The sequence below is a fragment of the Sporomusa sp. 246TCP1 genome (genome assembly GCF_057319775.1).
The window spans coordinates 4,975,182-4,988,614 of record NZ_CM170492.1; the positions used below are offsets into that span (position 1 = coordinate 4,975,182).

The window sequence follows — 13,433 nt, forward strand, 5'->3', positions numbered from 1 at the left end:
CTTCTCTCTTCTAGAATTGAACGAATGCCGGGGTGTCTGCCGGTGCAAGCAACAGCGCTTTTAGCTCACTGTCAAGTTTCAATACAGTAATGGAGAAACCGGCCATTTCCAACGAAGTCATATAATTGCCAACATACGTCTTAGCAATTACGATGTTTTTTTCAGCAAGCATGGCTGCTACCTTGCGATTAACTATATATAGTTCCATGAGTGGCGTGCCGCCTAAGCCATTAACCATTACAGCCACTTCATCGCCAGCATTTAGCTCACTATCACCCAAAATCTTATTAAGTAAATGCTCGGCAGTCTCATCAGCTGTTCGGATGAACTCCCGGTGGGTACCGGGTTCGCCATGAATACCCATACCGATTTCAACTTCATTATCAGGCAGCGTAAAACTAGTTTTGCCTGCCGCCGGTACCGTACATGGCGATAACGCCATTCCCATGGAACGCACATTGGCAATAACCTTTTCTGCTGTTTTTTGTACCTCGGCTAAATTCGCGCCCTGCTCAGCTTTAGCACCGGCAATTTTATGTACAAATACAGTACCGGCAATGCCACGCCGTCCGGTAGTCCAAGTACTATTTTCTACTGCCACATCATCATTAACAACCACTTTGGCCACTTTGACGCCATCTACTGCTGCCATTTCGGCGGCCATTTCAAAATTCATAATGTCACCAGTGTAATTTTTGATGACAAGCAATACTCCTTTCCCGCCATCAACGGCTTTAACAGCCTCATATATTTGATCAGGTGTTGGCGAGGTAAATACAGCACCAGCTACCGCACCATCCAACATCCCGCGCCCTACATAACCGCCGTGAGATGGCTCATGTCCACTGCCGCCGCCTGAAACTAATCCCACTTTACCTTGTACTGGTGAATTGGTGCGCACCAGTACATCAAACCCTGCTACCCGTTTAACATACTGAGGATGAGCCAAAACCAGCCCTTGCAACATTTCCTCTACTACTTGCTCGGCATTGTTAATAACCTTTTTCATTAATCAAAAGCCTCCCCGCAAATTTTACTATCCCGCGTACGGTATACTAAAATTATTGTACTGCAATGCGGCGTTGTAAAGCAAACCATAAAAGATATCTTACGGATAGACAGGCAGACACTTTTGATGAAAAAGTGCCTGCCTATTTGCTACTAATTTAAACTTTGTTCCAGGTACAGCATTACCACCTAAACAAGATTTATCGCTACCCGAGCTTACTAAGCTGCCCGGTTTTCCTGCTATAGTTACCCCTGTCCTTCAACTTCAATGACATTTTGCTGCGAACTCTTTGGATCGCATTATCGACAACCTTTTCCTGTACATTCAGCTTTTTAGCGATTTCGCGTTGCTTATAACCTGCAATATATAGATCTATGACCTGCTTTTCCATGCAGGACAAACTGTGTTCCAGCTCATCCTCAATTCGTTCTACCATTTCTTCTTCGATAATAAGAACAGCTGGGTCTGTTTGCTTGGTATCAATAAATACCGCCTCCAGGCTTATACCGGGTGATTCTGGCACCCCATGCAACGATACAGCTTCATTGAGAAAACAATGCTTTTTGCGATTATACATGGTAACAGCCGATTTGATTGTATTTTTAATAGTAAGTTCTGCTATCATCCGAAACGATTTTCCCCGTTGCTCATCAAAATGGCGCACAGCTTTATATAAGCCAATTAAGCCCCATTGATACAGATCGTGATAATCCCCACCAGGCAAGTAATAGGTTTTGAGATATCGCAAGATCACCTTATTATATTGTCTTGCGATTTTTTCAAACTCTTCATTGTTAACACAGCCATCACTATCAAAACATGACTCAAGCACTCCAGCAACTCCTTGTTATCATTTTTATTTTATTAGACACCTGCTCGTAATACAGTCTGAATTATGCTTAAAATGGGCAACAAAGAAGACAGACTAACGCCTGTCTCTAATTCAACCATACGCTAGTTGGCGGCTTGGCAATCATAGACTCTTCGTCCTTAGACCCATAGCTTTGTGTCTTTGCCTTTCGACAAATTTACCAAATATTTATCTTTATTTCATTATAAAACAGCCGCTTTATCATTTACTGTCGAATTTATGTTCATAAATATATTTTTTTGTTATTTTATTGTTAATTCTCTAAATTCTACTATCTCATATCAGTTTACTACTGCTCTGAAACCGCGGAATCCTACATATTTAGCCATAACTCTCCAATTTAAGACAGCCACATAACAGGGTATGTACTAACCAGGCAATCTGGAGAAATCACTAAATTTTGTAAATTGCTTGTGAAAAAACAGCTGGACACTATCAACAGGACCATTCCGGTGCTTGGCAATGATAACATCGGTAATGTTCTTGTTCTCCGTTTCCGGTTCATAGTAATCTTCACGATAAAGGAAGGCGACAATGTCAGCATCCTGCTCAAGTGAACCTGATTCGCGCAAATCACTGAGCATTGGTTTTTTTACCTGTCTGGATTCTACGCCCCGGCTAAGCTGAGATAAGGCAACAACCGGCACCTTGAGCTCTCGGGCTAAGGCCTTTAGCGATCGGGATATCTCAGAAATTTCCTGTTGGCGGTTTTCACTGCGTGAACTGCCGGTGCCACCTTGCATAAGCTGGAGATAATCAATGATTATAAGCTTTAGATCATGTTCAATTTTGAGTCTGCGGGCTTTGGAGCGCATCTCCATAATGGTAATGCCAGCAGTATCATCAATAAAGATCGGGGCGGCCGCCAAACGGTCAGCAGCCCGCACCAATTTATCCCAGTCGTTATTTTCAAGCTCTCCAATTCGGAGGCGTTGGGCATCAATGGGAGCCTCCGAACAGAGCATCCGCTGTACCAGCTGCTCTTTGGACATTTCCAGACTAAAAAAGGCTACCGCTTGTTTTTCCTTAATAGCAATGTTCTGGGCAATATTAAGAACAAAGGCCGTTTTACCCATACTGGGACGGGCAGCAATTAGGATAAGGTCTGAAGGCTGCAAGCCTGATGTCAGCTTGTCCAGGTCTTTAAAGCCTGTTGCCAAACCAGTAATACCACCTTTAGAGGAATACAGCTCAGAAACCCTGTCAAATACATCAAATATAATATTTTTTATCGACGCGAATTCCTGACCAACCTTGCGCTTGGAGACTTCCAGAATCATCTTCTCCGCCTTATCCATGATGACAGCCACTTCTTCATTGGCTTCGTAACCCATACCAGCTACATAAGTGGCAGTAGTAATAAGCTGCCTTAGCAGTGCTTTTTCTTCGACAATCCGGGCATGATACATGACATTTGCCGCGGTCGGCACACTGTTAGCCAGGGCGGATACATAAGAAATGCCACCGGCAGCCTCCAGCTTTTCATCCCGGCGCAATATCTCAACAACGGTTACCAAATCCACAGCGTCATTTTTATTAAACAACTCCATCATGGAATTATAAATCAGACGATGTGCCTCGCGGTAAAAATCCTCTGGTCTTATGATTTCGGATACCTTCGAAATCGCTTCGCGTTCAATCATCATAGCGCCCAGTACCGACTGCTCAGCTTCAACATTTTGGGGGGGAACGCGGTCAATCATGTAATTTCTCCTCACTTAATAAAAAAAACCACGCTTATCCAGGCATAGTACTACATTGCTTACCTGTTTCAGCGCGACTTTTCCGATATAATAACGTTCTAGGCGCTAGCAACCTCAATTTCATCAAACAAAATTGCCATGGCCTCTTCGACTGTGACAACAGGCCGAATAACAAGCCCCAAATGATTTTCTGGAATATCTGCCTTGTTTTCTTGTGGAATAATCATCGTCGCAATACCGGCTTGTTTGGCACCATAGGCCTTTTCAAATACACCACCAACCGCCTTGACCCGGCCTTGAATAGAGATTTCTCCCGTAATGGCTACGTCCTGGCGAATAGGTTTACCAGTAATGGCGGAAATAATGGCCGAAACTATCGCTGTACCAGCGGACGGACCATCAATGCGACCGCCGCCAATGATATTGACATGCAAATCATAGCTAGCCAGGTCCTGGCCAGTAAGTTTCCTAACAACCGCAGCTGCGTTAAATACCGAGTCTTTGGCCATACTACCGGCCGTATCGTTAAACCGGATACTACCTTTGCCTTTTTCTGCAGGAAATGCTACAGCCTCAATTTCCAACACCGAACCAAGATAACCACTGACCCCAAGACCAAATACCTTACCTACTTCCAATGTAGCTGCTGCCTTGCGGATTACATAGGGTGACAGACGGCTAACCTGTGCTACCCGGTAGACATCTGCTTTGGTAATACTAACAAGCTGTTGGTCTTGCCCTACCCGCATCAACGCCATACTATAGGCATCAGATAGAATATTGACAGCTTTCCGGCCCTCAATCGTATAGTCACTGATAAGTTGCGGCACTTCCGGCTCAATAACCACAGCAAGCTTGACTGCTGCGTTGTACACAATTTCCTGAATATGCTTGGGAGTTAAGGGCTCAAAGTAGATCTCGGCACAACGTGAACGCACGGCTGGCGTAATATCACTGGCATCTCGGGTGGTAGCGCCGATAAGGATAAAGTCTGCAGGCGCACCTTCTTCAAACAACTTTTTAATATATTTAGGAATACTGCTATCTGATGGATCATAGTAAGCCGAATCAAAAAATACCCGTTTATCTTCAAGCACTTTTAGCAGCTTGTTCTGCAGCATAGGATCCATCTCACCTATTTCATCAATAAACAAAATGCCGCCATGGGCATCGGTAACCAGGCCCGGCTTCGGTTCAGGCACCCCGCTGTCTGCCAAATCGCGACGAGCCCCTTGGTAAATAGGATCATGAACTGAGCCTAACAATGGATTCGTAACATCACGGGGGTCCCAACGCAAGGTCGTGCCATCAACCTCCACGAAAGGTGCCTCTTGGGCAAAAGGTGTACCTTTTGTCTTTTTGGCCTCTTCTAATACCAGTCGAGCCGCCGTAGTTTTACCAACTCCGGGTGGCCCATAAAGGATAAGATGTTGAGGATAGGGAGAGGCCAGTTTGGCTCTTAGAGCCTCTACCGCCCGCTCCTGACCAATAATTTCATCAAAAGTAGCCGGACGCAACAGCTCCATAGCCGAACAGGTTAATTTGCGTGTCTCAAGCTTTTCCAATTGCGCGTATTTTTTGAGTGTCTGGGGATTTTCCACATTTGCAGGACTTTCTTCCTTAATGACCTGGGTGCGAATTTCCTGTACATATTCTTGATGGCGTTCTTCCATTTTTTCTGCAATTTTCTTTTCAATACGGTCTTCGACCGTACGACGGGCGCAAAGGTCTGCCAACTCGTCTTCAATTTCACTTAATATTTCGGGAATATTCTGCAAGGCCGGCAGCTGGTCAAGGGTAGGATCCTCAAATACCAGCTTTTGTAGCGCCAACACCCGCTCGTCAAGGCGGGCAGAACGCATAAGGTCCAACGCTCCCAGCTTTCCGGCTTTAAGCACGACTTTTTCTGCACCTAGAACACCGGTATACAAACCGTACAGTGCGGCTACCTGGCGTTTAAGTTGATCTTCCTGATTGCTGCCACTGGCAGCGCGGTCAGCTTTACCGCTGCGTACTAGTTTGTTAAAAAAATCTTTCATGGTAGTACCTTTCTAATTGTAACTTACTCTGCTTTAAGGGTCACTTGAATCTGAGTACTAACTTCCGGATGCAGTTTAATGGGTACAGTAAAGGTTCCCAACGACTTGAGTGCATCTTTAAGCTCAATTTTGCGCTTGTCAAGCTCAAGCTTATGCTCCTTAACCAAAGCATCAGCAATATCCTTTGCCGTAACTGAGCCGAATAATCGACCGCCTTCTCCCATCTTTACAGGAATACTGACAGTAATTTTAGTCATCTGCGCTGCCAGTAGCTTAGCCTCATCAAGAGCACGCTCTTTTTTGCGCTCTTCAGCAACCTTTTGCAAATTGGCATTATTCACATTATTGGCAGTAGCCATAACGGCCAGTTTTTGCGGTAAAAGATAATTGCGGGCATAGCCCTCAGATACTTCAATTATATCACCTTTTTTACCGAGTTTTTTCACTTCTTGCTGCAGTATTACTTTCATGTGTTGCACTCTCCTTTATATAACTATCAACAATCTCTATAAGCTTGGCTTTTGCCGTTTTAGCATCCATATTTTTTATTTTAGCACCAGCTACCGATTGATGTCCACCGCCACCTAACTGTTCCATAATGACTTGGACATTTAGATCGCCGGCTGACCTGGCACTGATACCAATGCCATCTTCGATGTTAAACAAAACAAAGCTTACACGTACTCCCTCAATATTAAGCAGCATGTCTGCTGTCTGAGCGGCAGTTACCTGAGCATTTCTTATATCAACCGGACAGACAGCAATCACTACCCCGTCATGTGGCATTTCGGTATTTTCAATAATAGTGGCCTGGCTCTTTATAGTCTCAAAATCAACTCGGAATAAATGCCGAACCAGCGTGGGGTCAGCCCCGGATCGCCGCAGGTAGGAAGCAGCTTCAAAAGTTCGAACTCCGGTCTGAACAGCAAAGTTTTTGGTGTCTACGACCAGACCGGCATACAGCGCCGATGCCTCCAGTCGGTTTAATTCGATTTTGTCATCAAAATAACCTAACAGCTCTGTGACCAACTCACTTGTCGAAGAAGCCGACGGTTCCAGGTAAACCAGCAGGGTATTGGCAATAATCGTCTCAGCCCGACGGTGATGGTCAATAATAACCGTTCGTTCAGCTCTGGCTAGGACATCCGGCGCTGCCGCCAGCTCAGGGCGATGGGTATCAACAACAAACACCAGTGCTCTAGGATTAACTAAAAGCCCTGCCTGCATCGGCGATATGAATAGATCCCGATATTCCTCATAATCAAGCAGTAACTCCGACAATTTATCAATAGCCATCCCTGGCTGACTAACAACAATTTTCACTTGTTTACCCATGTGGCGAACCATTTTGGCCACACCCAGGGCTGCCCCAAGGCTGTCAAAGTCCTCACCCGTATGGCCCATAACCACAATACTATCAGCTTGGTCAATAAGTTCCCTAATGGCCTGTGCTACAATCCTGGCTTTAACTCTAGTATTTTTTTCAACCGCCTTGGCTTTACCCCCAAAGAACTGGACTTTCCCGCTAATATTGACGGCTGCCTGGTCCCCGCCGCGGCTTAAGGCCAAGTCCAGCCCGGCCTGCGCCCGCTGGCCAAGTTCTGCCATTGAGTTTTCCCCAGTTGCTGCGCCAATACTTAAGGTCACAGGAATTTTGTTGCCTGCCTGTATGCCGCGAATTCTGTCTAAAATCTCAAACTTATCACCAGTCATTAGGCGATCAAGTGCATAGCGGGTTACAACAGCGATATACGTATCTTCGGTATACTTTTTCAGATGACCATCCATCTCTGTCATCCACTCTGCCAGCATCCGGTTAACCTCGCCTAAGATAGCCGTACGCTGACTTTCTGTCAGCCCAGTTAATGCATCACTATAATTATCAATCTGTATATAGGCTAAGACTGTCTGAATGCGGTTACCTGCTTCCCTGTCAGCCTCAAATTCAGTAACATCTGACAGATAGAGCACCGTAAGAGCTGTTGGCTCAGCCACGCGGTAAATAATCTCATAATGACACGTGCCTACCGAAAACTTAATCTGTCCATCTTTACCTGCAATTTTATCAAGCGGCAGTGTTGGCCAGATTTTTAGTAACGATTGACCGAGTTCCACCGGTTCTGTCACCCATTCTGTCAGCAATTTATTACGCCAGTGAATACTTCCCTGATCATCAATGATTACAATGGCTAGCGGCAACTTATTAAAAACCTGGGCGGCGGCGGTATCCACACAACGTCCCATAGTTTCCAAGTAATTCTTTACTTCCCGTTGCCTGGCCGAATAGCGTTCCCGTCCATATAGATAAAGTATATATAATAGAACCGCGCCCAGTGCGGCCGCGTAGGGATTATAATAGCTGATAATCAGCACAAAGACTGTAGTTACGGCCAGGTAGATACGAGTATCAAACCAAAATGAGGGTCCCTGCGGCATTGTTTTTTCCTCCTGTCACTCCATTTTTGGAGTACGCAGTTGACGATAGTCAAAAATAAGGTCAAAGGCACCACCAATAATCAGCGCCTGCATGAATATAGGGTTAGACAGTATCAAGAATAGTATAATACCGCGGACAATTCTTGACAAATTGTATTTATCGGTAAGAAAGTAAACCAGCGCCATCCCTTGAATAAACAATAGCATGATAGTAATCATTTGGAGGTTCATGCCAGAGTTGTACAAAATCTCAATCTCCCGGGATTTACCCCAGTAGATAGCTACAAGAGACACTACCAATGCATATACTGTGATACGTGGCATTGTCCAGTAGCGAAACGGTGGGAATGACTCAAATTTATACCCTAATCTTCTAAGTACAACTTTAGCAATCTGAAAGTTTATAAAAGTAATAGCTATCGCCCCAAATGCGATACTAGCAGGAAAAACAATTTTCATTACGTCAATCATGAGCCTCATCATTACTTCCATTTGAGCCAAATCTTCATGCTTCATCCCAATATTTCGATAAAACTCAAGCCCCTGTTCAAGCCCCGTAGACATTGCTGCTATCTGCAGGGTAAGTGGATTGAATCCCAATACTGAGATAGTGAGCACAATCGCTGCCACCATGGATATCACTGAAGTAACAGATCCGAGTATTAATGTCTTTGTGGGAGAGAAATTTTGTCTCATCGCATAACCAAGTACAATCCCGATTAAACCAAATCCGACGACCACCTTTATGATTACATTTGGAGGCATGAAAAGGGCAATAAGAAGACTTGATGCAATGACAGCCATAATACTCCATTTATAACCATGCCTTACACCTAGCAACACAATCGGCACAGGCCAAATTAATGTAACCAAGTCACCAAGCACAGGCATATAAGTGCTGATAAACGCAAAAATTATGGCAATCGCAGTAAGTACACCACCTTCAACAACTGGTTTAACCGGACTTTTTTGCATAGTTCACCTCTTCTGGCGAAGATAGCGGCGATATTCGCTCATATCTCCAAACCAACGTTCTGCTTCTGTTTCCTGTTTTATATTGTGTCCAAGCCGAGAATTTACAATCTCCTCCATCTCGGGATACTCAATCCCCAGACGGCGCCCAAGAACAAAGGCCGAAATTATTAGTTGAGCCAGCGCGTCCCCAATAGCCTCTCGCTTATTATGAGCCATAGCCTGATATAGTTTTCCCACTTCAGTCAACAGGTCTGCTTTGAGTCCCTCAATTAACCTTAGTTTGTGCAAGATATCCGATTCCTGGGAGAACACGCGACCGCCTCCTTATTCCATCCTACTATATTCTAAAAGCAATTGCATATTTCCTGCTTTAACTTTAGATAAAGTAAGATAAGCGTTTCAGGTGGGACTTTAACCAATTTAAAGCTAAATCTCTTTTGACCATGGTGAAAATAGTAGGAAGCCCCGGCTATAAAGCCGGGGCCAAAGTAATGTGTTATCATTAACTTCCTAACTAAACCGAATCCTCATATTGCACAAATTTATCCTCCCATTCTGACAGGTATCTATACGTACCATCCTTGGTATCTGTTTATTCACCGGAGATATCTTTATCAATAAATTCTTAATCCTCTTTCCCCTAATATATTCCATACAAATCAAAATATCTTTTTTTTTACAAAAAACAGTAGATCAAAATCACATTTTTTGCCCTACTGTAAAAAAAGGACAAAACCCTCATAGGATTTTGCCCTTTCGATTTGTTATTCTGCAGTAAACGGCAGCAAAGCAATATTACGCGCCCGTTTTACAGCCAGTGTCAATTGACGTTGATGTTTAGCACAGTTGCCTGAAATGCGGCGCGGCAAAATTTTGCCCCGCTCGGTGGTATACCGGCGCAATTTAGGAACTTCTTTATAATCAATATCAGTTGCTTTATCAACACAGAAACTACAAACTTTTTTCTTCGGTTTGCGGCCTCTTTCGCGTTTCATAGCCATTTTTTTACCCCCTTTTAAAATGGGATTTCCTCATCAGGGAAGACATCTTTGCCAAATGAATTTACATCTATATTCCCGGCATCCCCACTGGGCGCCTGTTTACGTTCCAGGAATTCGATGGACTGCGCTACGACTTCGGCGACGCGACGTTTCTGACCATCATTAGTTTCATAAGAACGAATCTGTAACCGACCATCGACAAGTACCTTCTGGCCTTTTGTCAAGTTGTTTCCACAGGTCTCGGCCAATTTTTCCCAGGCCACAATCGGAATAAAGTCTGCGTTATTCTGTCCCTGACCGCTACTGAAGCGGTTAACTGCCAGATTAAACGAAGCTACCGCTTTGCCACTCTGAGTATATCTTACTTCAGGATCTTGTGCCAAGCGGCCGACAAGGATGACTTTATTCATATATCCTCACACCTCCTGGCTCAAGAATTAGTCTTCCAATTTAATAACCATGTGTTTCAGAACATCATCGGTAATTTTAAGCACACGCTCAAGTTCAAATACAGTTGCCGGCTCAGATGTAAAGTTAATTAGGGTGTAATACCCGTCCATGAAGTCTTTTACTTCATAGGCCAAACGTTTTTTACCCCAACGGTCAACTTTTTCCACGTTGCCGCCTGTGTTTTTAATAATGTTTTCAAACTTGGCGATAGTAGTATTAATTGCTTCTTCTTCACCAGGCTTAACAATAATCACGACTTCGTATTTTCTCACGAAATCACCTCCTCCTCTGGACTATTGGCCCCCGACAGTGAGAGCAGGGAAGGTCTTGAATAACAAAACCAATATCACATTATGTATGCGACTAAATTATTATATCATTAATTATCCGGTAAATGCAAGCGAAAACACTCTCTATTACACATTAAATCTGAAATAGGTAACATCGCCATCCTGCATAATATACTCTTTGCCTTCCAGTCGCACCAAGCCTTTTTCCTTAGCGGCAGCATAAGCTCCATTAGTCATTAGGTCATCATAGGAGACAATCTCGGCCCGAATAAAGCCGCGTTCGATATCACTGTGGATTTTGCCAGCTGCTTGCGGCGCTTTGGTCCCACGCACAATCGTCCAGGCTCGTACCTCAGGCTCGCCGGCGGTAAAGAAAGTCATCAGTCCCAGAAGTGTGAAGCTAGCACGAATAAGTTTATCCAGCCCTGATTCCTCCAGCCCCAGGTCAGTTAAAAACTCTCTGGCTTCATCATCAGGCAGCTCGGCAATCTCAGACTCAACCTTGGCAGATACGACAATGACCTCAGCCCCCTCGCGGGCGGCATACTCGCGCACCTTAGCAACATATGGGTTGCTACCCGCATCGGCGGCTTCCTGCTCACTAACATTAGCCACAAATAAGGTGGGTTTTAATGTCAGCAGAAACAGTTCTCTTAACACTTCGGCCGTATCGTCATCGTTGACAACACGTCGAGCGGGTTGTGCATCACTAAGAGTCTGCTGTACCAGCTTTAAGATTTCTAATTCAGTCAGCGCTTTTTTATCGCCGCCTTTTATCATTTTCTGCACCCGGTCAATGCGCTTTTCTACTGTTTCTAAATCAGCTAGGCAAAGCTCCGTATTGATAATCTCGATATCTCTGATGGGATCAATGCTGCCGGCAACATGGGTAATATTATCATCGGTAAAACAGCGTACCACCTGCGCTACCGCATCCACTTGCCTGATGTGCGCTAAAAATTTATTGCCCAGACCCTCGCCCTTAGCTGCACCCTGCACCAAACCAGCAATGTCAACAAACCGCATAGCCGCAGGCATAGTCCGCTTAGGTTTATACATTTCGGTCAATTTCTCCAACCGCGCATCAGGAACATCGACAACTCCAACATTGGGTTCGATGGTACAAAACGGATAATTAGCCGCCTCGGCCCCCGCTTTGGTAATAGCATTAAATAATGTGCTTTTGCCGACATTAGGCAGGCCGATGATACCTACTTCAAGATTAGTACTCATGTAATATTACTCCACCTTTAAGACTGTTATTGTCTACAGCCCGATTGTTTACTATATTAACTTATTTATTTTAAAATAATGCCGGCCAAAATTCAACCTTTTCCCTCTGAAATAACGGCCTTAACCCCTTTTTCAAACTTAGGTCGTGGAATCATAACCTGCCGGCCACATTGCAAACATTTAAGCCCAAAATCGATACCTGTACGAGTTATCTCCCAGCGGTCACAGCCACAAGGATGTGGCTTTTTCATTCTTACAACCTCGCCAACCTTATAGTTGTATTTTTGTTGATTCATATTAACCTCCTGCTTTAGATACTCTTATTTCAGGTAAACCCGCCTGATTAAACAACTGCGGCGGTGGAATCTTCGCTTCAGTAAACTTTTCTTTAATTAAACGGCGCAACGCGGTTTCTACCTTGACCTGTTGCAACGGCACAGTTTTAGCAATTATACGAATAATGATCTCGCCTGGCTTGAGATCAACTACACCTAGTACACTGGGACCGTCAATTACCTCGGGTACAGTTTGTCCGACAGTATCACAGACCTCATTTAAAAGACTAAACACTTGCTCTATGTCAGCCTCATAAGTAACAGGCACATTAACAATAGCCTGCATATGCCCCCTGGTATAATTACTTACCTTAGTAATTGAGCCGTTAGGAACAATATGAAGAATACCATTGCCATCCCTCAGTCTGGTAACCCTAAAGCCAATTTCCTCCACCGTACCAGCCATATCACTAATGACTATATAATCACCGACTCCATACTGATCTTCTAAAATGATAAAAAAACCAGTGACAAAATCCTTAATCAGACTCTGAGCACCAACACCCAGTGCCAAACCAATAATACCAGCCCCGGCAACAATGGAGGTAGTATCGATCTTGAATTCCTGCAACAGCATCACAATCACAATAAAATAGATGGTATACCGAATAACACTGTGTAAAAGACCGCTTAGAGTTCTGGCACGTTGCTCCTCCAGGTAAATTGTTTTACTTCCCGGCTTGAGAATGAAAAATTGCTCTATCATTAGATTTGTAAAGCGCAGCACCAGCGAGCCACCAATCACAATGACCGCCAATCGAATAATTTTTACAGCAATCCCCAGCCAAAAATCAGATGTCAGCAGTTGTTCCACGTGAACCTCCATACTCAGCAATCTTTTCGTAAAGATACGTCTGGCCTACTGCTATCCGGCGGAATAGTTTTGACCACCGCACCTTATCTATCGCAAATAACTGCATAATGGCTACTTGTTGAGATGCCCTAAATAGTAAACATTGCCCACAGCTAATATCAATTTCCCGTGGTGTCGGCAAAACATAAAAATCCATGCCGTTTTGTCCTAAAACCTTCTCGGCTTTTATGGACTGATGCACCGAATCAAAAGAAATCAACCGCTCATACTCCGGATA

At 44.3% G+C, this 13,433-nt stretch carries 15 protein-coding genes and 1 riboswitch; all 15 genes read right to left on the minus strand.

Features of this window, described 5'->3' with window-relative positions; all coding sequences use genetic code 11:
• Positions 1–10 precede the first annotated feature (10 nt).
• The gene (gene dhaK / locus AC1ECB_RS23635) at positions 11–1,009 is read right to left on the minus strand and encodes a dihydroxyacetone kinase subunit DhaK (protein WP_485666092.1); all 999 of its coding nucleotides are present in this window, start codon (positions 1,007–1,009) and stop codon (positions 11–13) included.
• Between the two features lie 205 nt (positions 1,010–1,214).
• Complete coding sequence (locus tag AC1ECB_RS23640) at positions 1,215–1,841, minus strand: sigma-70 family RNA polymerase sigma factor (protein WP_485666093.1); 627 nt, start codon at positions 1,839–1,841, stop codon at positions 1,215–1,217.
• Between the two features lie 125 nt (positions 1,842–1,966).
• Positions 1,967–2,052, minus strand: a riboswitch (cyclic di-GMP riboswitch).
• Between the two features lie 196 nt (positions 2,053–2,248).
• A complete protein-coding gene (gene dnaB / locus AC1ECB_RS23645) occupies positions 2,249–3,583 on the minus strand; it encodes a replicative DNA helicase (RefSeq protein WP_485666094.1) in 1,335 nt (444 codons plus the stop codon).
• A 98-nt stretch (positions 3,584–3,681) separates the two neighbouring features.
• Positions 3,682–5,622, minus strand: coding sequence for a Lon family ATP-dependent protease (lonC, locus tag AC1ECB_RS23650; RefSeq protein ID WP_485666095.1), 1,941 nt, complete (start codon positions 5,620–5,622; stop codon positions 3,682–3,684).
• Between the two features lie 23 nt (positions 5,623–5,645).
• A complete protein-coding gene (gene rplI, locus AC1ECB_RS23655; RefSeq protein WP_485666096.1) occupies positions 5,646–6,092 on the minus strand; it encodes a 50S ribosomal protein L9 in 447 nt (148 codons plus the stop codon).
• Positions 6,052–8,058 (minus strand): DHH family phosphoesterase, encoded by a 2,007-nt coding sequence (locus tag AC1ECB_RS23660; RefSeq protein ID WP_485666097.1) that lies wholly within the window; start codon positions 8,056–8,058, stop codon positions 6,052–6,054. The genes rplI and AC1ECB_RS23660 overlap by 41 nt, the downstream gene beginning before the upstream one ends.
• Before the next feature lie 15 nt (positions 8,059–8,073).
• A complete protein-coding gene (locus AC1ECB_RS23665) occupies positions 8,074–9,033 on the minus strand; it encodes a YybS family protein (RefSeq protein WP_485666098.1) in 960 nt (319 codons plus the stop codon).
• Positions 9,034–9,036: 3 nt separating this feature from the next.
• Positions 9,037–9,345 (minus strand): MazG-like family protein, encoded by a 309-nt coding sequence (locus AC1ECB_RS23670; RefSeq protein ID WP_485666099.1) that lies wholly within the window; start codon positions 9,343–9,345, stop codon positions 9,037–9,039.
• A 452-nt stretch (positions 9,346–9,797) separates the two neighbouring features.
• On the minus strand, positions 9,798–10,028 hold the full coding sequence (rpsR, locus tag AC1ECB_RS23675; RefSeq protein ID WP_145101928.1) for a 30S ribosomal protein S18: 231 nt from the start codon (positions 10,026–10,028) through the stop codon (positions 9,798–9,800).
• 20 nt (positions 10,029–10,048) lie between these two features.
• The gene (locus tag AC1ECB_RS23680) at positions 10,049–10,444 is read right to left on the minus strand and encodes a single-stranded DNA-binding protein (RefSeq protein WP_021168269.1); all 396 of its coding nucleotides are present in this window, start codon (positions 10,442–10,444) and stop codon (positions 10,049–10,051) included.
• A 27-nt stretch (positions 10,445–10,471) separates the two neighbouring features.
• Positions 10,472–10,756, minus strand: coding sequence for a 30S ribosomal protein S6 (gene rpsF / locus AC1ECB_RS23685; protein WP_021168270.1), 285 nt, complete (start codon positions 10,754–10,756; stop codon positions 10,472–10,474).
• Between the two features lie 144 nt (positions 10,757–10,900).
• Positions 10,901–12,007 carry a redox-regulated ATPase YchF gene (gene ychF, locus AC1ECB_RS23690; RefSeq protein ID WP_485666100.1) on the minus strand — a complete coding sequence of 369 codons (1,107 nt, stop codon included), beginning with the start codon at positions 12,005–12,007 and terminating at the stop codon, positions 10,901–10,903.
• A 92-nt stretch (positions 12,008–12,099) separates the two neighbouring features.
• Positions 12,100–12,303 (minus strand): DUF951 domain-containing protein, encoded by a 204-nt coding sequence (locus tag AC1ECB_RS23695; protein ID WP_021168273.1) that lies wholly within the window; start codon positions 12,301–12,303, stop codon positions 12,100–12,102.
• 1 nt (position 12,304) lies between these two features.
• A complete protein-coding gene (locus tag AC1ECB_RS23700) occupies positions 12,305–13,156 on the minus strand; it encodes a mechanosensitive ion channel family protein (RefSeq protein ID WP_485666101.1) in 852 nt (283 codons plus the stop codon).
• Positions 13,134–13,415: a putative Se/S carrier protein gene (locus AC1ECB_RS23705; protein ID WP_485666102.1), complete on the minus strand. Its 282-nt coding sequence runs from the start codon at positions 13,413–13,415 to the stop codon at positions 13,134–13,136. The genes AC1ECB_RS23700 and AC1ECB_RS23705 overlap by 23 nt, the downstream gene beginning before the upstream one ends.
• Positions 13,416–13,433: the final 18 nt, after the last annotated feature.

Bases quoted from the DNA above. Each gene is read 5' to 3' on its own strand.
- dhaK (WP_485666092.1), bottom strand. From the start codon at position 1,009: ATGAAAAAGGTTATTAACAATGCCGAGCAAGTAGTAGAGGAAATGTTG.
- dnaB (WP_485666094.1), bottom strand. From the start codon at position 3,583: ATGATTGACCGCGTTCCCCCCCAAAATGTTGAAGCTGAGCAGTCGGTA.
- lonC (WP_485666095.1), bottom strand. From the start codon at position 5,622: ATGAAAGATTTTTTTAACAAACTAGTACGCAGCGGTAAAGCTGACCGC.
- rplI (WP_485666096.1), bottom strand. From the start codon at position 6,092: ATGAAAGTAATACTGCAGCAAGAAGTGAAAAAACTCGGTAAAAAAGGT.
- AC1ECB_RS23660 (WP_485666097.1), bottom strand. From the start codon at position 8,058: ATGCCGCAGGGACCCTCATTTTGGTTTGATACTCGTATCTACCTGGCC.
- AC1ECB_RS23665 (WP_485666098.1), bottom strand. From the start codon at position 9,033: ATGCAAAAAAGTCCGGTTAAACCAGTTGTTGAAGGTGGTGTACTTACT.
- rpsR (WP_145101928.1), bottom strand. From the start codon at position 10,028: ATGAAACGCGAAAGAGGCCGCAAACCGAAGAAAAAAGTTTGTAGTTTC.
- AC1ECB_RS23680 (WP_021168269.1), bottom strand. From the start codon at position 10,444: ATGAATAAAGTCATCCTTGTCGGCCGCTTGGCACAAGATCCTGAAGTA.
- ychF (WP_485666100.1), bottom strand. From the start codon at position 12,007: ATGAGTACTAATCTTGAAGTAGGTATCATCGGCCTGCCTAATGTCGGC.
- AC1ECB_RS23695 (WP_021168273.1), bottom strand. From the start codon at position 12,303: ATGAATCAACAAAAATACAACTATAAGGTTGGCGAGGTTGTAAGAATG.